This window comes from uncultured Cyclobacterium sp. (assembly GCF_963977555.1).
Classification (GTDB): domain Bacteria; phylum Bacteroidota; class Bacteroidia; order Cytophagales; family Cyclobacteriaceae; genus Cyclobacterium.
The window spans coordinates 107,865-129,206 of the sequence record NZ_CAXBPD010000016.1 but is presented as its reverse complement, the minus strand read 5'-3'; the positions used below and the strand labels follow the sequence as shown (position 1 = coordinate 129,206).

General features: G+C 37.0%; 15 protein-coding genes and 1 tRNA gene. 9 read left to right on the top strand and 7 right to left on the bottom strand.

Annotated elements, in window-relative coordinates; all coding sequences use genetic code 11:
* Positions 1-89: 89 nt before the first annotated feature.
* Both AAC073_RS18445 and AAC073_RS18440 read right to left on the bottom strand, forming a co-directional pair.
* Complete coding sequence (locus AAC073_RS18445; protein ID WP_339925281.1) at positions 90-3,119, bottom strand: PAS domain S-box protein; 3,030 nt, start codon at positions 3,117-3,119, stop codon at positions 90-92.
* 682 nt (positions 3,120-3,801) lie between these two features.
* Complete coding sequence (locus AAC073_RS18440) at positions 3,802-4,200, bottom strand: hypothetical protein (RefSeq protein ID WP_339925280.1); 399 nt, start codon at positions 4,198-4,200, stop codon at positions 3,802-3,804.
* Positions 4,201-4,291: 91 nt separating this feature from the next.
* On the opposite strand from AAC073_RS18440, the gene AAC073_RS18435 reads away from it, so the two are divergent.
* From AAC073_RS18435 to AAC073_RS18420, 4 genes are read left to right on the top strand one after another with little or no spacing between them, the layout of a single operon-like run.
* Complete coding sequence (locus AAC073_RS18435) at positions 4,292-4,855, top strand: LemA family protein (protein WP_339925279.1); 564 nt, start codon at positions 4,292-4,294, stop codon at positions 4,853-4,855.
* A gap of 7 nt (positions 4,856-4,862) precedes the next feature.
* Complete coding sequence (locus AAC073_RS18430; protein WP_339925278.1) at positions 4,863-5,798, top strand: M48 family metallopeptidase; 936 nt, start codon at positions 4,863-4,865, stop codon at positions 5,796-5,798.
* Between the two features lie 26 nt (positions 5,799-5,824).
* Complete coding sequence (locus AAC073_RS18425; RefSeq protein ID WP_339925277.1) at positions 5,825-6,739, top strand: J domain-containing protein; 915 nt, start codon at positions 5,825-5,827, stop codon at positions 6,737-6,739.
* The gene (locus AAC073_RS18420; RefSeq protein WP_339925276.1) at positions 6,732-7,028 is read left to right on the top strand and encodes a chaperone modulator CbpM; all 297 of its coding nucleotides are present in this window, start codon (positions 6,732-6,734) and stop codon (positions 7,026-7,028) included. Before AAC073_RS18425 ends, AAC073_RS18420 begins: the two co-directional genes overlap by 8 nt.
* 11 nt (positions 7,029-7,039) lie before the next feature.
* Here AAC073_RS18420 and AAC073_RS18415 read toward each other — a convergent pair.
* Positions 7,040-7,114: transfer RNA gene (locus tag AAC073_RS18415), tRNA-Val, on the bottom strand.
* A 359-nt stretch (positions 7,115-7,473) separates the two neighbouring features.
* Here AAC073_RS18415 and AAC073_RS18410 point away from each other — a divergent pair.
* Positions 7,474-9,012: a thiol-activated cytolysin family protein gene (locus tag AAC073_RS18410; protein ID WP_339925275.1), complete on the top strand. Its 1,539-nt coding sequence runs from the start codon at positions 7,474-7,476 to the stop codon at positions 9,010-9,012.
* 133 nt (positions 9,013-9,145) lie between these two features.
* On the opposite strand, the gene AAC073_RS18405 is transcribed toward AAC073_RS18410, so the two are convergent.
* The 4 genes from AAC073_RS18405 to AAC073_RS18390 all read right to left on the bottom strand — a co-directional run bounded on the left by AAC073_RS18405 (position 9,146) and on the right by AAC073_RS18390 (position 15,257).
* Entirely contained in the window at positions 9,146-11,701 is a 2,556-nt protein-coding gene (locus AAC073_RS18405) for a serine/threonine-protein kinase (RefSeq protein WP_339925274.1), read from the bottom strand.
* A gap of 7 nt (positions 11,702-11,708) precedes the next feature.
* On the bottom strand, positions 11,709-12,257 hold the full coding sequence (locus AAC073_RS18400) for an ECF-type sigma factor (protein WP_339925273.1): 549 nt from the start codon (positions 12,255-12,257) through the stop codon (positions 11,709-11,711).
* A 283-nt stretch (positions 12,258-12,540) separates the two neighbouring features.
* Entirely contained in the window at positions 12,541-13,893 is a 1,353-nt protein-coding gene (locus AAC073_RS18395; RefSeq protein ID WP_339925272.1) for an ATP-binding protein, read from the bottom strand.
* Complete coding sequence (locus tag AAC073_RS18390; RefSeq protein ID WP_339925271.1) at positions 13,893-15,257, bottom strand: sigma-54 dependent transcriptional regulator; 1,365 nt, start codon at positions 15,255-15,257, stop codon at positions 13,893-13,895. The genes AAC073_RS18395 and AAC073_RS18390 overlap by 1 nt, the downstream gene beginning before the upstream one ends.
* A gap of 204 nt (positions 15,258-15,461) precedes the next feature.
* Between AAC073_RS18390 and AAC073_RS18385 the strand changes: the two genes are divergently transcribed.
* The 4 genes from AAC073_RS18385 (at position 15,462) to AAC073_RS18370 (ending at position 21,276) form a co-directional block, all read left to right on the top strand.
* Positions 15,462-16,808 (top strand): TolC family protein, encoded by a 1,347-nt coding sequence (locus AAC073_RS18385; protein ID WP_339925270.1) that lies wholly within the window; start codon positions 15,462-15,464, stop codon positions 16,806-16,808.
* A 3-nt stretch (positions 16,809-16,811) separates the two neighbouring features.
* A complete protein-coding gene (locus AAC073_RS18380; protein WP_339925269.1) occupies positions 16,812-18,062 on the top strand; it encodes an efflux RND transporter periplasmic adaptor subunit in 1,251 nt (416 codons plus the stop codon).
* A 68-nt stretch (positions 18,063-18,130) separates the two neighbouring features.
* Positions 18,131-18,826 carry an ABC transporter ATP-binding protein gene (locus tag AAC073_RS18375; protein ID WP_339925268.1) on the top strand — a complete coding sequence of 232 codons (696 nt, stop codon included), beginning with the start codon at positions 18,131-18,133 and terminating at the stop codon, positions 18,824-18,826.
* A 53-nt stretch (positions 18,827-18,879) separates the two neighbouring features.
* Entirely contained in the window at positions 18,880-21,276 is a 2,397-nt protein-coding gene (locus tag AAC073_RS18370) for an ABC transporter permease (RefSeq protein ID WP_339925267.1), read from the top strand.
* Positions 21,277-21,342: the final 66 nt, after the last annotated feature.

Sequence of the window (21,342 nt, the reverse complement as noted above, 5' to 3'; positions counted from 1 at the left end):
ATCTGACTATTGTTTAATTTATGCATTTAAAAATTGAAACTTTTAAAGCTTAGTGGATAAGGCTTTTCTTGAAAACTTCATAGAAGGGCTTAAGGATTGTTAGATCTCTTAGAAATATCTCGAATAATCTCATCCAATTCCTCTGATGAATCCATAATATAATCTAAGATTTCATTTAGATCTTTTCCCGAATAATTCATGTTTTTTTGGAGGTTCACTAATCCCATAATTCTTGCAACGGGGGCACGAACAATGTGTGATTGTCTCCAAGTTATATCTTTTAGCTTCTTATTTTGTCTTTCTAGTGCTTTCAAATGATTTATTTTATCAGTAATATCTCTGGCGAAACATGCCGCGCCAGTTATTTTATTATTGTCTAAAATTGGATAGAACCCCACTTGAAAAGTCTTGGGTTCCATGTGTTTTAATATAGATTTATACGTCAAATTTTGCTGAAAACCAGCCAAAACCTTTTTATATTTTTTGTTCCAGAAGCTGTTTGCCTCATCGTATAAAAATGAGTTCTTTCCGGTAAAATTAGCGACCCGTTCACCTATTGAATACCTGTGGCCAGATAGTCTTTCCATTTCGTCGTAGAATGCATTATTCGCTAATATTAATTTATAATCATCATCTACTGCCCAAATAAGGTCTTCAGTACTGTTGATGACATGCTCTTGAAGTAATTTAACCTCAGCCATCTTTTGCTGATGCTTTATTCTTGAGCTTATATCCTTAAAATATACCACAATGCCATTTTCTTTTGGAAAAGATGAGATTTCAAGCCAAATGTCCATACCAGGATAATAATCAACAAACTGCCTTTGTTCTCCAGTTTCCATGGTTATGGCGTATTCTTTAAATAATTTAAGGTCAATGGCATCACCATATTCGACCCATAAGTTTTTGCCAACAATATTTTTTCGGGATTTAAGCAGTATTTTTTCAGCAGCATTATTCCAATAGGTAACAATCCAATCTCTATCAACAGAAAAAAAGCCATCTGTGATGCTTTCAAGAATATCCTCACGGTCCTTATTGGCTTTTTCAAGCTTTAATCTATACATTTCCTGATTAGTAATATCATAATTAATACCGACCATTCTAATAGGGGTGCCAGCATCATTCCGTACGATATGGGCAGTGGCCTTCATAATTCTAATTTCACCAGTCTTTGGCAATATTATTTTATACTGGGTATTGTATTCGACTTTACCGTCAAGAGCTTCTTGTATAACTTTGGTATGCTTTTCCACCTCATTAGGAAGCAAAAAATTTTGCCACGTTTGATAATCTATGGTTAAATTATTTTCTGTTATGCCGTATAGCTTTTTCATGGTGTCATTCCATATGACGTTATTCTCCAGAATGTCCCAGTCATATATGCCAATGGCTGCGGCTTGAGAGGCTAGTCTATAGCGTATATTTGCATCTTCTAATTTTTCCTCAACGTTTTTTCTTTCGCTGATATCTTGTATGCTACCATAAATCCGAAATAATTTACCATTCAACCATTCAGACTCAGCTTGAACCCTTACCCATATAATATTCCCTTTGGATGTTACTAACTGTGCATCTACCTCAAAATGAGAAATTTCACCTTTTTTCGCTTGATCAACTTTTTGTTCGATTAAATTTCTGGAATCCCCTTCCTTATAAAAGTTTATCGCTTCATGAATTTTTGGCTCATATTGCTCATTTAATTCATGAATTACTTTGACCATCGGAGACCAATAAACGCTATTGTTAATAAGATTTATCTCCCAAGTACCCATTCGAACTACTTTGTGGGCTCTATATAATAATTCTTCCAAACTTTTCTGATGCGTAGTATCTTTGCCTACACAGTAGATGAAAAACCCGGAAGGGAAAAGTCTCGTCGTCAGATTGATCCAAATGATATGATCCTTTACCAGAATAGGGATATCAATTTCAAGGATTGATCTATTTTTATCTATATTGTTTAATAGGTTGTCAAACTCAGGCTGAAAATCTTCTGGTACCAATTCACGAAAAGACTTTCCTGGTAAATCACCTGAAAGACAATCGAGTGTAATTGCAGTTTGCAGATTTCCCTTTTTTATTATTCCATTGGAATCTATTACAAATAATAGGTTAGGAGTTAAATCGAAGATAGTTTTTAGCTCATCTTCGGTTTTTATTCTCATCAACTCTGGCCCAAGGCGTTGACTTAATTTTTTAAAAAAGACTAAATTTGACTTTAAATAAATTATTTCTTTTTCAGAGAATAGCGTAATGACCCCTACCATGGAGGTATCTTTAAAAATGGGTATACCTACGGCTGTTTTAAGTCCATATTTAAGCATGGCTTTATTTTGTTTAAAGCCAGGGTGATTTTCTAAGTTTTCCCAAAAGATTAATTTACCTTTCTCCCATACCGTACCAGGCAAATCTCTGCCAATTTCAGCCTCTTTAGAGACAATTTTTATTTCTGAGATATCATCAAAATCAAAGGATTGGGTGCAACTAATAACTTTATTGAGCCTGCTATCGTCAATGTTCATTATCCACCCTTCGGCAAGTTTTAGTTCTGTGTAACCTAAAATTACCTTTAGTAAAGCCTCAAATCTTCCTGCCAAATCTTTGGGTTGACTTACAGCCAAGCTCATTCTTTGGAATATGTCCTTTAATTCAAGGTCCTTTTTTCTGTAGGTAACTGCGTCTTGCTGAAGGGTTTTTTTTTCTACTCGGTTTTCAGCCTTTAAGGGCTTTAGCCCTAATTCTTGGCCATTCCTGGATAATCTTAAGGCTCTGTATAACTGTACCTTATCAAGTGTTTCTTTAAAAAGTACGTCTTGAAACCCTTCCTGAATTAATGTAATATAAAAGCTTAGTTCAACATTAGAAGTAAGTGCTATAATGGGCGTTTGGCCAAACTTTAGCTTTATTTCTCCTAAAATTTCATTTCTATCGGTTTTTGGTAAATTTAAATCACAAATCACTAAATCATAATGATTTGAGGTAACTTCTCCAATGGTTTTAATCCAATTAAGTTGTGTTTTATCAACACCTATCTCCTCAAACTTTTCTTCAACAAGCATGTAATCCTCCAGAACACCCACTATCACCAAAACCTTCTGGATATATAAATTATTCATAATTTTATTGTTAGGTCAGGATTTATAGAACTAAACTAAAATGGTTTAAATTGTAAATATAATTTTATAAAGATTAAAAATGGATTAAATAATGCGCCCTGCTTAATGGTTAAGCTTGCTTATTCTAGTCGAATTACGGAAACATAAGAGGCTAAATGGTCATAGAAAACCCCTTCAATAAATTGTTTGTGAATTAACCACAGTAACTAATTAAACATTTTTTACAATAAATATAGTATTTTGGACATTTTTAATTTTATCCTGTGTAAAGTATAACAAAAATTGATCCATAGAATTTTTGCTTTTCACCCTTTAATGATGATTAATTGCTAGATGTGAATATGCTGATTGATGTAGGTAGTAAGAGGCACCTGGGAAGAGGGATTCGATAAAGGCAGCTATTACTGTCCATAAATGGCTTTCAATTCATCAACTAAAAAAGGGGTGTTTTCTAGCTAATGATTAAGGTAATGTCATTAAAGGCCTATGGAAATGGAAAATCACGATTCCAATAATTCAATGAGAGATGGCTAGGAAAAAAATACTAGAAGCGTCAAATCAAGAGTTATAACGAAAGAAAAAGGCTACAATTAATTTAATGGGAATAGAAAAAATATTAAATTCATGATAATCTTAAAGTTAGATTAAAAAAAGGCAGTGATTTTACTGCCCTTTTTTTAATCTATTTGATTGGGAAATCCTCACTAGTTTTGGCGTTTTCTACCCTTATTATTTCTGTGACTACATATTCACTGGCACCGCGCCAAGGGATTGGATTAAGATATTCTTTGTAGCGCAATTCAACAAACTTTCCTCCTGATCGTTCTAAAACGGAAGCCAAAGAATCTCCGTCAGCGCTAAAACGAAATTCATTGCTTTGAAGGGCTCCAGGGTTGGGGCTTTGAAATCCATCCTGCACCAATCTTCCTTCCCAGGTTTTAAAAACATAGCCTTTCTTTTCGAAGTAGTTCAAGTTACCGGCTTTTACACCTTCAGCAAATACAAAAAAATACCTCCACCAGAATACTCCAGCAATAAGGATAATTACCAATATTGAAATCGGACCAATAAATTTTTTCATTTTGATTTTAGTTGAAGTTAACCGTCACCAAATATACTAATAAATCACAAATTTTGTATATTCAACCAATAATGAACAAACCCCAACTTATATGAGTACTATGCTGATTATTATAATAGTTGCCGTCGTTATTGGCTTGTTTTTAATTTCTCTTTATAACAAACTAGTAGCGTATAAAAACAATAGAGAAAATGCATTTGCAGATATTGATGTTCAATTGAAGCAGAGACATGACCTAATACCACAACTTGTAAGTAGTGTTAAAGGCTACATGGATCATGAAGCTGGAGTGCTTACCCGGGTAACTGAGGCAAGATCTAGGGCTATAAATGCAACCACCATTGATGGAAAAATTGCTGCTGAACAAGAATTGGGTTCAGCCTTACAAGGCTTGCAAATACAAGTTGAAGCTTATCCTGATTTAAAAGCCAGTGCCAATTTCTTGCAACTGCAAAATGAAATTTCAGATGTAGAGAACAAACTTGCAGCAGCAAGAAGATACTTCAACTCTGCCACTAGAGAATACAACGTTGCAGTACAAAGCTTTCCTTCCAATCTTGTAGCAGGAATGTTTGGCTTCCACACAGAGAAAATGTTTGATGTGGGTGAGGTTGAAAGAGAACGCCTAGACAAAGCACCAGATATTAAATTTTAGATAATAAATGGCAGGATATATTGGAATACAAACCCAAATTAGGAGAAACAATTCACGTTCTGTCTTACTATTAATAGGTTTTCCACTATTGATTTTGGCTGCGGTATATGCTTTTTTATACCTGACCATTCCCCAGGAAGAGTACAATGTTTCTATCAATGAAATTTTTGTAAATACCATACCTGGGGTACTTATTGCTGTAGCTGTTTGGTTTGTGATTGCCTTTTTTTTTCACTCTAAAATGATACAAGGGGCAGCAGGTTCGAGACCTCTGGAGCGAAAAGAAAACATGAGGGTATACAATCTGGTAGAAAACCTATGTATAAGTAAGGGAATGAAGATGCCGAAGGTAAATATCATTGAAGACCCAGCTTTCAATGCTTTTGCCAGTGGCATCAATGAGAAAACTTATACCGTAACACTTACAAGGGGTATAATTGAGGCACTTACTGATGATGAACTTGAGGGAGTTATCGCACATGAATTGATGCACATTAGAAATAAGGATGTACGTCTTTTGATTATATCTATTATTTTTGTGGGAATTTTCTCCTTTGTTGCCCAAATTTTATTTCGAAACATGCTTTTTGGTGGGGCTAGAAGAAGGGAGAAGAGTGACAACCGTGCCATGCTTATCGCGATGGTTATTGCTATAGTAGCTTACCTGTTGAGCATGCTTTTCCGATTTGCAATCTCCAGAAAAAGAGAATACATGGCAGACAGTGGTGCTGCAGAAATGACGCGAAATCCACTTGCTTTGGCATCCGCATTGCGTAAAATAGCGGGAAACTATCAGGTTAAAGGAGTAAAAAGTGATGATGTAGCAGAATTGTTTATTGAGAATAGACCGGACAAATCTTCTGGCATCTTATCTTCAATCTCCGGTTTATTTGCTACCCATCCACCTATTGAAAAACGTATAAAAATACTAGAGAACTTTTAACATTGATTTAACTGTATTTATAGACCATGGACTTTATTGATTATTATAAACTTTTGGGAATAAATAAAACTGCTTCTCCTGAAGAAATAAAAAAAGCGTATCGTAAAATGGCCAGAAAATACCATCCTGACCTGAATCCCGATGATAAGACAGCAGAAAAGCAATTTCAGGCTATAAACGAGGCCAATGAAGTATTGAGTGACCCTGAGAAGCGAAAGAAATATGATCAATATGGTGAGAACTGGAAAAATCAGGGAACCCAACAAAATTCCAGTAATGCAGGTAGAAGAGGAGCACAGCAACAGTACAGCAATGCTGATTTTGAGCAAGCGTTCGGAGGAGGTGGTTTTTCTGATTTCTTTGACTCCATGTTTGGTGGTGCTGGCGGGGGGGGCAGAAGATCATCCGGTTCTGGTATAAAATTCAAGGGACAGGACCTTCATGCCACACTTGAACTTCAATTGCGCGAAGTGCTTACAGCTGACAAAAGGACACTTGAGATCAATGGCAAAAAAATAAGGCTTACCATAAAAGCTGGAGTTGAAGATGGACAAACCATTAAAATTAAAAATCATGGAGGTGAAGGTGTAAATGGAGGGCCCAAAGGTGATTTGTATATCACATTCAAAATTGTCCCTGATCATGAGTTCAAAAGAGAAGGTTCAGATTTACGCAAGGAAGTTGAAATCGATTTGTATACCGCCATTTTAGGAGGAGAAATAATTGTTTCGACGCTTTCCGGAAAAGTGAAATTAAAATTAGCTGCCGGAACACAAAACGGTACTAAAGTGAAATTGAAAGGAAAAGGGTTTCCGGTTTATGACAAAGAGGGCACTTTTGGAGACTTGTATTTGACTTATGTGGTGAAAATTCCAAGTTCACTTACAGCAGAGGAGAAGAAACTATTTGAACAACTGGCTAATCTTAGAAACCATGAATAATTTAAGTGAAGATCATGTTTCACTGGATCAGTTTTGCCGATCCTGCAATATAGAAATGACATTTGTCTATTCACTCGCAGCGCAAGACATGTGTGAAATAATTGTTATTGAGGAAAAAGAGTACGTTTTACAAGATGATTTAAGGCTCTTGGAAAGACTTTCAAGATTACATTACGAAATGGAAATAAATTTGGAAGGATTGTATGCCATCGTGCATTTACAGGAAAAAATCGAAAGGCTCAAAGAAGAAGTAAAATCCTTGTCTCGAAATCTAGATAGACATCAATAATGTCAAAAAAGTAGGTCGTACCAGGCTCGAACTGGTGACCTCTGCCCTGTCAAGGCAGCGCTCTGAACCAACTGAGCTAACGACCTAAATTGTGTTGCAATGATAGTTGAAAATTGTCAATTTGGCAATTAATATAAAAGTTAACTGCTGCGTTTTCCAGAAATTTTTTCCAACTCTTTCTGGAAAGCAAGGATTGACCAATAGCCAAATTTTTTTTACCTTAATTGAATAAATATAAGATAAAATTTTTAATGGTATCGCTTTTTTACAACTCTGCCTCATTGGTATTAAAATCTCACGCTAAGTTATCTTTATAGGTTTTTATTCTATTTCCTAAAATCTGGAGTATAACCTTTAAGAAATATATTTTTTATTTTATCCTGATTAACCTTTTAAGAACTTTTTATCGCTTTTAGAAATATAACTCAACTAATTTCTAGAAACTATGAAAAATGCTATATCAATCAGAAAAACTTCGTCTATTTGTATTTGTTTTTGGTTTGTACTTACTGCTTGTGAGTTAATTGTCAAAGATGAACCCATAAAGATTTCGCCAGATGCAGCGACCATAAGTGAATTTGTAAAGGACCTTGATTTCGATAAAAAGGAACTATTCAATGAACAAAGTATTACTGGCAATCAAAGTAGAGAGGAAGTAGGAGGACCTGTCAGGCGAGTGACCTCAGGGAAAGGTTTTGTAACAACGTGTTTGACTCAGAAAATAAGTTTGAAAAATAATTTTGAGGAAATAGCGATTCTCCGTCCTACTGATGGGATAATATATCCGGGAGCACTTGTTATCGCTGATAAAGCCACCTTGGGAGGTTTGCCCACTCCGGTGACCATTGATCGCTCACCCATTGATCTCAGGCTTGATTTACCGGGGATTGGGGAGAAAGGCAATATAGAAATAGAAAATGCAAGCAATACCAGCGTTCAGGCCAAAATTGATGAGGCCTTGGAGTGGTGGAATGCAAATGCCAAACCAGATGGCTATACCATAGCGTCTAATTCATCTTATACGGCAGCTACTTCCTATTCTTCCAAGCAGTTAAGCTTGGATGTCGGTTTGAATGTAGAGTGGGCAAGGGGAGATGCACAGGCGCAATTTAACTATACGTCCAGCAAAACGGAAAGAGTGGCCATGATGGTATTTAAACAACGGTTTTATACCATAGCCATGAATGCACCTGAAAATCCAGGAGAATTTTTTGGAAGGAATGCGACCATTGCTGATGTTAAAGCTAAATTTAGTCAAGATGGACCACCGGCCTATGTGCATTCGGTATCCTATGGTCGAATAATTTTGTTTAGGATGGTAACGAGCGAAGAGGCCACAGATGCAGAATTGAAAGGAGCATTTAACTATGTGACTGGATTATCTTCTGCTTCGGGAGCTATTGAAACAAAGTACAAATCAATCCTGAATAAGGCTTCCATAACTGTTGTTACGATGGGAGGCGGGGCTCAAGCAACTTCATCCGCCATATCTGCCAAAAATTTCGGTGATTTAGAGGATGTACTGCAAGGAGAAAACGCAGTTTATAGCCGGGAAAACCCGGGTGTACCCATTGCCTATAGCCTGAAATATCTTAAAGACAATACCAATGCAAAATTAGGATATACCACCGAATATGAAATAGAAACCTGTACTGGAAGTGCTTATCCTTCTCAAACTGTTTCTCTTAATAATAGAAATGGATTTTTAGGGATGACCATGCGATTTACCATAACGTATAAAATTCTTGAGGATGGAAGTGTAAAGAGTAAAAGTATTCCAAGTGGAAATATTCCTACCAGTACAAAAAAAGTAAAAACGGTGCCAGCCGGAGCTTATGGTATAAGGATTGCAGTGGAATATTTAGACGGTTTGATATGGAAGTTTAGGGCTGATGAAAATTTTAGTAAGCCAACCAAAATCTGTTTGGAATCCACACAAAAAGGTTTTCCTACTAAAGTTGATGTTAATGTTGTTTCCTGTTAGGGGATATTCCATTAATATATTTAAGACCTACTTGGGTAGATTTTGAAGCTTTGGAGTAAGTCTTTGTTTAAGTGACTTTACATTAAATGATTTTTGCGGTGGCATTGCTGATTCTCCAATCCTATCGTAAAAATCATTTAATATAATTTTGTCCGGCACTCATTAATTCTGATTTAATACTGTCCATAGTTTCTTTAGGTGGGTTTGATGCTGAAGCATAGGTTTGTAAAGCTGCTTCGTAATAATGAATGGCTTCTGTAAAATCGCCTAAAGCCATCAGGCATGAAGCAAGATCCCTTTGGCTCTGAGCGATTAACTGGTCTCCCTCCGACAAGGAAGCCTGCCTTAACCTTAGGCCCTTCACTAAATATTCTTTTGCTTTTGGAAAGTCATTTTCTTGCAGGGCAATTTTTCCCAAAAAAATTACTGGTGAGGCATGTCGAGGATCTTCTTGGGGAAACAACTCCTGATTTATTGAAATTGTGGTTATTAAATTTGCTTTTGCCTTCTCTATGGCCCCTGTTTTAAAATAAACTTTCGCCAGACTCTCTAATATTCCCGCATAGTAAGGATGCGATTTATCAAACAAAGAATCAATTTTGGTCAATGCTTTTTCATACAAAGGGATTGCTTCATTTGGTTGCTCAAGAAAACTATAAGTTCTCGCTAAATTGGACATACTGGCAATTGTTTCGACATGAGATTCTCCTAGTATTGATTTTCGTTGATCCAGAGATGCCCTAATAAATTGCTTGGCTTTATTGAATTCTCCGAGAGATTGATAGAGACTACCCAAAAAATTATAAGTATAGGCAATCTCCAAATGGGGCGGCGTAAATAATTTTTCTTTCATTGCCAATGCTTCTAAAAGGTAGCTTTCGCTTTTTTCTAAATCTCCCGTTTTTCTGGCTATTGCACCCAGCATATGCAAGGAAAAAGCCAGCTCTGTATTTGGCGGGGTAGTCAAAGCTTTATATAAATTGTAGGCTTCATTGAATGCTGAGTCCGCTTTTTGGTATTTTCTATTATCATAATAGGAATTTCCTAGCTCCGTCAATGCATGAGCCATGGTTTTACTATGACTTAGATCGTTTTTCTTTAGTCTTAGAATGGCCATATTTAAATAGCGGTCTGTACTGTCCAGTTTTCCAAAGTAAAAAAATGATTTGCCAATTTCTATTTCATTTTGAGCCAAAACATTTTGAGTAATCAAAGGTAATTTATTGTTGATATTGTAGGCTGAGAAAGCAAGTTCCTGGGATTTTTCATATTTTCCCAGGTTATAAAATATGGGTGATAGCCGTCCTAACATGTCAGCGTATAAATAATTATCCTCACTTAGGTTCTTTTCCAAAGATTCAAGACCTTGATTTAATAAATTAACAGCAGTAATCGTGTCGGCTCCGCCAATATTTGGATCTGCAGCCATAAAAACATCAGTCATGAGATCCGTTATTTGATTTGCTCTCTTAGCTTCCCTAATCGATAAATTTCGTTCCATCTTCAACTGATAGGTATAAAAAATAACAGCACCAAAAAACAGTAATAAACCAAGAACAATTGAAGTCAGAATTTTGCTATTTCTTTTAATATATTTTTCTGCCTTGTATTTCCATTCTGTATTCCGAAGGGAAATTGGCTGATTTTTTTGGCTGGCTTTGATATCATGCATTAAATCGCTAATGGACACATACCTTTCTTCAGGTTTTAAAGCCATCGCCTTATTACAAATAAATTTCAGGTCACTAAGCATCAATTTGGATACCTCGATTCCTTCCATTGAAAATGCTGATGAATCTCCGCTCAGTTTTTGTTGAGTAAATAATTTTGGATCATTGAGTGTTGATTGAAAGGGATGGTTTTTCGTACAGAGTTCGAATAAGATGATTCCTAAAGCATAAATATCTGTAAAGATAGATGGTGCTAAATTATTGATTTGTTCGGGTGCTGCATAAGCCAAGGTAAAGCTTCCTTTAAAATCATTTGTGTCTTCCAGTAACCGAGCTACGCCAAAATCCAGTAATTTGACTGTACCTGTTGAATTTACCAAAATATTTTGAGGTTTGAGATCAAGATGAACAATCAAAAGCTGATGGGCGTATTGGACCGCCTCACCTATTTGTATAAATAAGTTTAATCGTTGGGAAATAGTACAATTATTAAGCTTACAATATTCTAATAAGGTATGTCCAGAAACGTATTCCATGGTAAAATAGGGCCTTCCCTCTTCATTGATCTCCCCATCATACAACCTTGCAATTCCATGATGGTTAAGCTTTGCAAGTATCTGCCGTTCTTTGTAAAAACGATTTTTGAGAAAAGAATTTGTAACCTGGGAGTTCATCAATTTTATGGCCACTATTTGTTCAAATTGGCCATCGACCCTAATGCCTTTAAATACTGTTCCCATGGCACCGGTGCCAATTATTTCAGATAATTTAAATGCGCCAATTTTTTTACCGATAAGGAATTGATCATTTTCCCAGGTATTAATCAAAAGATTAGGAGAGAATTTAAATATCGAATTTGGTGAATTATCTGCTAATAGCAGTGACTTTAAAGTGAAACAGGTTTCAGGTGCTGTTAACTCAAGGCTGTCCAACAATAGCTTTTTTTCTCCTTCGCTTTTGTCAGCAATTTCATGGAATAAATTTTCCACTTTTTCCCATTCAACATGTTTTAATGTCATCTGGAAATTATTTAAGTTCATTGCTCAACCATGCCCTTGCCAATCTCCAATCTCTTTTAACGGTTTCCACAGAAACGCCTAGCATATTGGCAATTTCCTGGTATTTATACCCGCCAAAAAAATGAAATTCAACCACACGAGAATATCGCCTGTTTATCTTTTTTAGTCCATTAAGGGCGTCATTAAGATTAATTAATCCTTCTAGTGTCGTGGTCACCATTTGCTCACTACTGTCACCATAAGTTAATTTTATTTGATGACCACCTCTCTTTACCCGATTCTTTTGTCTTGCATAATCCACTAAAAATCTACGCATGGCTATTGCAGCAATGGCTAAAAAATGATTTTTATTTTGAATTTCTCCCCGGTATTTTTCCATTTTCATGTAAACCTCATGCACCAAAGCACTTGTATCCAGGGTTAAAGCATTGAACTCATATTTTAATTTATGGCTTGCCTTAAACGAAAGTTCTTCGTAGCAAACCTGAAACATTCTTTTTTTATGAGAATACAAGACTTCGTTATTTCTGGAATTGTTTAAGTCAATTATACCCATGATTTGCCAACTTTTATTCTGTACAAATTAAGATACAATGCTTAATACAACAAGTAATATCAGGAAAATATTTAATTTAATTTGTTTCCTTTAAACCTGCTTATGTCAACTTATAGCTTTAAAGTCCTGGAGTGTACACAATAAAATTGAGCCTTTGTTCCTACTTTATCAGTCTTAATAAGGCTAAATAATACAGCTCTTTTTGTAGCTCGTAATTCAGTGAATGTACATTGACTGATTTTGGCTTCCTTCACATACACTTTTCAGTGTCATCGATATGGGGTTAAAACAATAAAACAAATGTGGTTCCTTTTGTTATTTCTGAATGCACACTAATGCTTCCCCCGTGCAAATGCATAATTTGCTTGGACAAACTCAAGCCAATGCCTGTTCCGCCTTCCTTTGTAGTAAAAAATGGAACAAATATTTCATCAATTTGGTCCGGTGGAATTCCTGGACCATTGTCTTTGACTTCTATGTACTTTCTTCCCTGAGCATTGGTGGAAGCCTTTATGGTCAGCTCACCATCGGTTTGTCCTTCTATAGATTGGATAGCATTCTTTGCAAGATTTATCAGTACCTGCGCAATTTGCTTTTCATCTATGTAAAATTCCAATTCTTCCCTTTCCACAATGATATTAAATCCCAACTTTCGACTGTTATTTTCCATCCGCATCAGTACTTTCAATCGTTCTAATAATGTCTTGATATTTACCAAAGATTTATCTGGATTAGGTAGATCTAAAAAACTTCTATAAGACTGGACAAAATCCATTAAATCCTCTCCCTGGATTTTAATAACATTTAAACCTTTTACCGTATTCCTAATTTGATCCTCATTTAAATTTTCCCATTTCAACTCGCCATCATCATCAATTTTATAGTATTTGGACAAGGATTCCGAGATTGACGTAATAGGTGTGATGGTATTCATGATTTCATGGGTGAGCACCCTTATCAGCCTTACCCAAGAGTCTGTTTCTTTTTCGTCCAATTCTTTATGTAGATCTTGAACCGTTACCAAAAGGAGGGCCTTACCTTCCATATTGATTGGCACGGCCTTGAAAAACAGTTGGTTTTTTTCACGCTCATTTACCAATTGGTAATTCTTCTGCTCAAAGGGCCCAAGGTTGTCTATCAATTCATATAACTTGAGGTCGATTTGATGCAATTGTTTGAGATGTAATAGTGGCCTAAAATGAAGTAGTTTTTCGAGAAATGGATTTGAGTATAGGATGTGGCCTTTTTCATCAATGGTCATTATACCAATATCGATCTGTTTTAAAATCTCCTGGTAATACCTTTCTCTAACTTGAAGTTTCAATTGTACATCCTGAATCAATTGGTTAACCCGGTTCAAACTGCTGTTTAATTCTTTAAAAGATTGTATGGAGACCTTCTCAGGAAAACGAAGCGTAAAGTCTTCATTTCTAATGGCATCGAAAAAATAGGCGATTTTCCTGTTGGTTTTATTTATATAGAAGATTAAGGAATAAGTTTGAAAACCAATACTTATCAAAAAGCCCCCACCAAGCCACAATAGCTGAATCATTATGAAATAAGCGCTTCCCAATGCTGCCAAGGTGATCAATAACACCCTAATGATCACTTGAAAATAGAAATTTCTACTGGCCATCAGTCTCTGGATTTTTTAACTTTATTATACAATGTTTGCCGAGAAATGCCGAGGCGCTCTGCTGCTAAGGTATAGTTTCCGTCACATTCTTTTAGCGTCTTCTCTATCATTAATGCTTCCATTTCTTCCAAAGAACCTGGAAAAGAATCAAAAGAAGAAATGGCTGCTGAATTTAAAAAGAAGTCCGATGGTTTAAGCACGTTTCCTTCACTTAGGATCACCGCCCTTTCCATGGTATGCTGTAATTCCCGAACATTTCCAGGCCACTTGTATTTCATTAGCTTTTCTTCGGAAGACTGATTCATCCGTAAGCCTGGCTTTCCATATTTGTGCATAAACTTTTCTAAAAAATATTGACACAAAATGATTATGTCCTCACCTCTATTTCGCAAAGGAGGCACGTCAACCTGTATGGTATTGATGCGGTACATTAAATCTTCTCTGAAAAGGCCATCCGTCACCATTTTCTCCAAATCGCAATTGGTTGCACATATCAACCTGATATCTACAGATACAGATTTGTTTGAGCCTACTTTTACGATGGTTCTGTTTTGAATAGCAGAAAGCAACTTGGTTTGCATTTTTAAAGAAAGATTGCCTATTTCATCTAGAAATAAGGTTCCTCCATCTGCTGCTTCGATTTTCCCAGTGCGTTCTTCCTTTGCATCCGTAAATGCTCCTTTCATATGACCGAAAAGCTCACTTTCAAAGAGTGTTTCTGAGATTGACCCCATGTCCACTCCAATAAAAATTTCTTCACTTCTTTTTGAACAACGGTGTATTTCTCTTGCAATCAGTTCCTTGCCAGTTCCATTTTCCCCTGTCACCAATATATTGACATCGGTTTGAGCCACTTTTCTTGTCAATTTTAAAGCAACTTTTATCGCATCAGATTGTCCAATTATGGCATGATTGTGATGGTTAATGACCTGCTTCAGATTGTGCTCTTTTTTTTGAAGTTCGATTACTTGTTTTTGAGACTTTCGCAGTTGATGCGCAGACCTAACGGTCGCCAGCATGCGTTCATTGCTCCATGGTTTCAGAATGAAATCTACAGCTCCGTTTTTTATCGCTTTCACTGCCAAATCTATGGACCCATAAGCAGTCATCATGATCACAGAGATGTAAGGTGCCTTTTCCTTGATCTGGTTAAGCCAAAAAAGTCCCTCATTGCCGGAATTAACTCCCGCAGAGAAGTTCATATCCAATAAAACAATGTCTAAATCAGCAAAGCCAGGGTAGGAGGTAATTTGATTGGGATTGGATAGAGTTGCTACATACTTGTACTCAAACTGCAATAATATCTCCAAAGCACTTAACATGCTTTTGTTATCATCTATCACCAGAATTTTTGCGTCGATCATCTGTATTTTATCTTGGTAAATGTTTAAATCTACTATTCACAATGTCCAACTGCTATAAAGTGTCAAATTTTTTGACAAAAGACGTACAATTATTTTACAATTAGTTACTAATTTAATAAAATATATAGTACAAATAACTGTAAATCAACGTATTAAATTTATTGGCATGAGGCTGGTATAGGTATTTGCCAGAAACATTAACGTATGGCACTAAAATTAAAAGCAATTCTACTTCTATTAAGTTTTTTTACCTTAAAGGTACAAGCACAAACCTCCTGGACTTTGGAAGAGTGTGTGGCCTATGCAATCATACACAACTTAGAAGTTAAGGATTTTGAATATGTCTCCCAATCAGGTAAGGAAAATTATAAGCAATCCATTAGAAACCTACTTCCAAGGATAGATGCCTCTACAGGTTACAACATTAATTACGGTAGAAGTACTGACCCTTTTACCAATGATGTGGTTACCAATGAGTTCTTCTCCAATGGGTATTCCCTAAGTTCTTCTATAGATTTGTTTCAGGGGTTTCTAAAAATGAATTCGATCAAAACCGCCAGATTTATATATGAGGCAAACCTTCAGGAAACCCTACAACAAAAGTATTTACTTGCATTTAGGGTAATGCGGGCATTTTATGACCTTCGTTTTTTCGAAGAATTGGTAGAAGTTGCCAAAGGACAAATGGAGGTTTCACAGGCAAATTATGATTTAGTAAAAAGGCAAATAGAATTGGGTTTAAAAGCAGGTGCTGACCTGTATGAATCTGAATCACTTTTACTGTCTGACAAACTCAACCTTACTCAAAGTGAAAACAAATTGGAATTAGCGAAGCTTCAATTGATGCAGGAGATGAACTTAAAGGAAAGAGAAAGTTTTTCGGTCGAAAGTAAAAAACATGAGGGTGAATTTCAGCTGTTTTTTCAAACCATTCATATTGATTCCATTTACCAACAGGCAGAAAGCTTTTTACCCTTACTCAAAGCGCAGGAATTCCGTGTGAATGCAGCGAGAAAACAGATCGATGTGAATAGGGCTTACCTGTACCCATCCCTATCTCTTTATGCCAATATTGGAACAGGGTACTTTCAAACTACAAGAGATACTTTAGGGAATACAATTGAATTCAGGAATCAGATAAGGGACAATACCTACCGCGCGGTAGGGCTGAGTTTAAACATTCCAATTAGCAGGGGATGGTCTACAAGATCGCAAATAAAACAAAGTAAAATAAATTTGCAAAGGGCAGAAAATAGCTTGGAAATTCAAAAACAGTCCGTCTACAATGACATCCAGCAATTGGTAGTAGAAAACAAAGCCCTTCAAAATGAATATGCCCAAAGCCATCAGAAGGTAAAGGCCCAAGAACTTACATTCCTAATTGCACAAAGAAGATACGAAAAAGGACTTATAAGTATCTTGGAACTTACCACCGCCAAAAATTTATTTTCTGTTGCACAGAATGAAAATCTGGAAGTAGGATTGCGCCAGGAAGTAAATAACAGTACCATCGATTTTTATAGGGGAGTGGCCCTATTTAACATTCAATAACTTATGGATATTATACTTGAAAAGAAAAAAGGGCTAAGGCCCAAACATTACGGATATATTGTTCTGGCAGCGCTGTTGAGCTATGCAGGCTATCAGCTGTGGTTTACCAATACTGTTTCTACTTTTCGTACAGAAAAGGGCAAATTATCCATAGCCGAGGTAGTTGAGGGGAAATTTGATGACTATATCACCATCAATGGTAGCGTCGCCCCCATTGCCACCATTTATATGGATGCCTATGAAGGGGGTCGGGTTACAGAGAAATTAATTGAAGAAGGGGCTATAGTTAAAAAGGGCGACATTATACTGGTTTTGGAAAACAGAAGCCTTTATGAGCAAATTCTTGCCAGCGAAAGCAACCTTGCGCTAAAGCAAAATGACTTGCGGTCAACAAAATTGACTTTTGATTCAAGACAGGTGGAAGGAAGGAAATCCTTGGCAACAGCAAGTACCAACCTTCAAAGGTTTAAAAGGAATTACGAGCAAAACAAATCGCTCTATGAGGAAGAGTTGATTTCCAGAGAAGAATACTTAATAGCGAAAGAAGATTATGAACTCTCTGAAAAACAATATGAAATCGTTAAACTCCAGACTGAACAAGACAAAGAATTGCGTGAAACATCTCTGACGGGTCTAGATACTGATTTGGAACGAATGGAAAAGACCTTGTCTATGGTATATGAGCGACTGGATCATTTGAATGTGCGCGCACCGGCAGACGGGCAATTAGGGTTTTTGGATGCGGAAATTGGTCAAAGCATCGCTCAGGGAGAACGCATAGGCCAGATCAATGTTTTGACGGATTATAAAATTGAGGCAGATATAGATGAACATTATATTGATAGGGTTCAAAGGGATTTGATGGCCTTATTGGAGCGGAATGGCAATGATTTCAGCTTGAGACTCAGGAAAGTGTACCCAGAGGTTAGAAGTGGAAAATTTAAAGTTGACCTGGTTTTTTCAGAAGACAAACCTGAAAACATAAGGACTGGACAAAGCTATAATATCAAATTGCAACTAGGGGAGTCCTCTGATGCCATGTTGTTGCCCAAAGGTAGTTTTTTCCAGAGTACTGGAGGTCAATGGGTCTTTGTAGTAAATCAGGATGGGGATGTAGCAATAAAACGAAATATAAGAATAGGGAAACAAAACGCCAGGTATTATGAAATCCTTGAAGGTTTACAACCAGGAGAAAAAGTAATCACCAGCAATTATGACAATTTTGGCGAGGCCGATAGAATAGTTTTGAACTGATCTATTAATTAAGCAAAAACATGCGAAAAAAGATAGTATTCCTGTAGAATAGAAGAAAAAAATTAGATATGATAACGATAAAAGATTTGGTAAAAAGCTTCAGAACAGAGGAAGTAGAAACCCTCGCACTGAACAAAGTAAACCTCAAGGTAGAATCAGGGGAATTTGTAGCCATAATGGGTCCATCTGGCTGCGGAAAATCTACTTTGCTCAATATTATAGGCATGTTGGACAATCCCACTGAGGGCAGTTACAATTTCGCTTCCAATGAAGTAGCTGGTCTAAGGGAGAACCAGAGAACCCAGCTACGAAAAGGAAACCTGGGCTTTGTGTTTCAAAGCTTTAATTTAATTGATGAATTGACCGTTTTTGAAAATGTTGAACTGCCACTTATTTACCTGAAAATGGGCAAAGCAGAACGCAGAGAAAAGGTAATGGCGGTTTTGGAGCGTATGAAAATTGCCCATCGTGAAAAACACTTCCCGCATCAATTGTCCGGTGGACAACAACAACGGGTAGCAATTGCCAGGGCAGTGGTGACCAAACCCAAGTTGATCCTGGCGGATGAACCTACGGGTAACCTGGATTCGAAAAATGGTTTGCAAGTGATGAATCTATTGACAGAACTTAATCAAGAAGGTACTACCATCGTGATGGTGACCCACTCGGAGCATGATTCTCATTTCGCACATCGGGTGGTTAATTTATTTGATGGTCAAATCGTAACAGAAAGTCAAAACAGAGCCATGGGAGCAGAATTATAGCTGCCCTAAAATTCCCTGACCTTATACTCTTTATATTTTAGATACTGGCGAAAATGATCAAAAATTACCTTAAAATAGCTTGGCGAAGCCTCCTAAAAAACAAGGTGCTGTTCGTTATCAATACCACAGGTTTGGCATTGGGAATAGCGTCTTGTGTTATCATTTCTCATTTTGTATTGGATGAATTGAGTTATGACCAGTTCAATGTCAAGTCGGATCAAATTTCAAGAATCGCATTTAGAGCTAAGGTAAATGGAGAGGAAATAAAAGAAGGAGTGGTGATGGCCCCTGTTGCCAAGACATTAAAGGCGGAATATCCTGAAGTATTGGATGCAACAAGGATCCGCAGGCTTGGAACACCAAAAATCACGATTGATAACCTGTCTTACAGAGAGGGGAGATTTGCCTATGTAGATCCAAATTTCTTCGAAATTTTTACCCTGCCAATTATAAAGGGGGATGCTGGAAATCCATTGGAGCAACCAAATACTGCCGTAATTACCACATCATTGGCTTTAAAGTATTTTGGAAATATAGAAGCAATTGGGAAGGTGTTTTACCTGGAAGGTCAGGAAAAGCCCTATACCATTACGGGAGTCATTGAGAAGGTGCCCGAAAATGCCCATTTTCATTTTGACATTTTTGCCTCTATGAGGGGATTTCCTGAAGCCAACAGTAATTCTTGGTTCAAAGGTGACTTTTTTACCTACCTCTTGCTTGAAAAGGGATTTGATCACCAACAATTGGAGGCCAAACTTCCGGGTTTGATAGGGAAATACATGGGGCCTTCCATGCAGGAAGAAATGGGTCTGTCCTTTGCAGAATTTACCAAAGAAAACCAACTTGGTTTTATCTTACAGCCCTTAGGTGACATTCATTTGCACTCAAACAACGCCTCCTATAGTGAATTAGAAGAAGGTGGTGACATAAAATATGTCTATATTTTCAGTGCAATAGCCCTCTTTATGCTTTTGATTGCTTGTGTCAATTTTATCAACCTGGCAACAGCAACTGCTACCAAGAGAGCAAAGGAGGTCGGCATCCGCAAAGTACTGGGCGCCGATAAGAAAATGCTTTTCTATCAGTTTATATCCGAATCTTTTATAGCAAGTACGGCAGCCATGCTTTTGGCTGTTGTTTTCGTAATTGTTATCCAACCTTTTTATGTAGCGTTTTCTGGCAAAGCCCTAGAACTTTCCTACTTTTTGCAGCCGAAGCTCCTATTGACTTTGCCCGTATTTACTTTACTGATCAGTCTGTTGGCAGGAAGCTATCCAGCCATTTATTTGTCTTCTTTTCGGGCCATTCAGGGTTTAACCAATGGTGTGTCCAGAGGATCAAATAAAAGCTTTCGAAGTGCATTGGTGGTGTTTCAATTTGTGATTTCGGCAGGGCTAATTTTGGCGACCTTGGTGGTCAATCAGCAAATGAACTATATTCAAAACAAAGACTTGGGCTATGATAGAGATCAAATTTTAGTCATTAGAGATGCCTATCTATTGGAAAAAAATCAGGAGGCCTTCAAGAATGAGTTGATGAAAAATCCCAAAGTAAGCATGGTGACCCAGTCTTCCTTTGTACCAGCAGGCCTTACTGACAATAATGTGACACAGATTTATATCAACGGTCAATTCAATCGGCGGATGCCAGTTTTCAATATTGACGAAAACTATATTCCTACAATGGACATGGAAATGATTGAAGGAAGAAATTTTTCAAGAGATTTCGGCGCTGATTCGTCCAATGTGATCCTTAACCAAACGGCCGCTAAGATTTTAGGCTTTGAAGAGAATCCAATAGGAAAAATCATCTCTGATGGAGCACATTCAAGCACGGTAATAGGCGTGGTAAAAGACTTTCATTTTAAACCTTTGCATCAACAAATAGAGCCCCTACTAATGTATTACAGGCCGTATGGAGGCTTGATCGTGAAAGCCAAACCTTTGAACATGACAGCTCTCATTACTGAGACGCAATCGTTGTGGAATTCTTTCGGTACAGAAGCACCTTTTGGCTTTTCCCTGATGGATGAATCCTACGAAAGAGCTTATCAAACCGAACAAAATATGGGAATGGTCCTGAACGGTTTTGCCCTGTTAACCATTGCTGTGGCTTGTTTGGGGCTATTTGGGCTTGTCACTTATACTGCTGAACAACGATTTAAAGAAATTGGTATTAGAAAAGTATTAGGTGCCACTGTTTTTCAGATTGTATCCATGCTTACCAAGGATTTTATTCTTTTGGTGGGGATCTCTTTCTTCTTCGCATTTCCTATTGGATACTACTTAATGGAGAACTGGTTACAGGGATTTGCCTTCCGCATACAAATTTATTGGTGGATATATGGGCTCGCTGCCTTGATTACTCTTTTTATTGCCTTTTCCACAATGAGCTATAAAAGCCTTATGGCGGCAAACCTAGATCCAGTAAAAGCAATTAAGGATAATTAGAGAATAGAAGTTTAGGAACCAGAATTTTACTAAAAGAGCTATCCAATAAGTATGGAATTGATGCTT

Excerpts from the sequence above, each read along its gene's own strand:
- AAC073_RS18445 (WP_339925281.1), bottom strand. The coding sequence starts at position 3,119 with ATGAATAATTTATATATCCAGAAGGTTTTGGTGATAGTGGGTGTTCTG.
- AAC073_RS18440 (WP_339925280.1), bottom strand. The coding sequence starts at position 4,200 with ATGAAAAAATTTATTGGTCCGATTTCAATATTGGTAATTATCCTTATT.
- AAC073_RS18435 (WP_339925279.1), top strand. The coding sequence starts at position 4,292 with ATGAGTACTATGCTGATTATTATAATAGTTGCCGTCGTTATTGGCTTG.
- AAC073_RS18430 (WP_339925278.1), top strand. The coding sequence starts at position 4,863 with ATGGCAGGATATATTGGAATACAAACCCAAATTAGGAGAAACAATTCA.
- AAC073_RS18425 (WP_339925277.1), top strand. The coding sequence starts at position 5,825 with ATGGACTTTATTGATTATTATAAACTTTTGGGAATAAATAAAACTGCT.
- AAC073_RS18420 (WP_339925276.1), top strand. The coding sequence starts at position 6,732 with ATGAATAATTTAAGTGAAGATCATGTTTCACTGGATCAGTTTTGCCGA.
- AAC073_RS18410 (WP_339925275.1), top strand. The coding sequence starts at position 7,474 with ATGAAAAATGCTATATCAATCAGAAAAACTTCGTCTATTTGTATTTGT.
- AAC073_RS18405 (WP_339925274.1), bottom strand. The coding sequence starts at position 11,701 with ATGACATTAAAACATGTTGAATGGGAAAAAGTGGAAAATTTATTCCAT.
- AAC073_RS18400 (WP_339925273.1), bottom strand. The coding sequence starts at position 12,257 with ATGGGTATAATTGACTTAAACAATTCCAGAAATAACGAAGTCTTGTAT.
- AAC073_RS18395 (WP_339925272.1), bottom strand. The coding sequence starts at position 13,893 with ATGGCCAGTAGAAATTTCTATTTTCAAGTGATCATTAGGGTGTTATTG.
- AAC073_RS18390 (WP_339925271.1), bottom strand. The coding sequence starts at position 15,257 with ATGATCGACGCAAAAATTCTGGTGATAGATGATAACAAAAGCATGTTA.
- AAC073_RS18385 (WP_339925270.1), top strand. The coding sequence starts at position 15,462 with ATGGCACTAAAATTAAAAGCAATTCTACTTCTATTAAGTTTTTTTACC.
- AAC073_RS18380 (WP_339925269.1), top strand. The coding sequence starts at position 16,812 with ATGGATATTATACTTGAAAAGAAAAAAGGGCTAAGGCCCAAACATTAC.
- AAC073_RS18375 (WP_339925268.1), top strand. The coding sequence starts at position 18,131 with ATGATAACGATAAAAGATTTGGTAAAAAGCTTCAGAACAGAGGAAGTA.
- AAC073_RS18370 (WP_339925267.1), top strand. The coding sequence starts at position 18,880 with ATGATCAAAAATTACCTTAAAATAGCTTGGCGAAGCCTCCTAAAAAAC.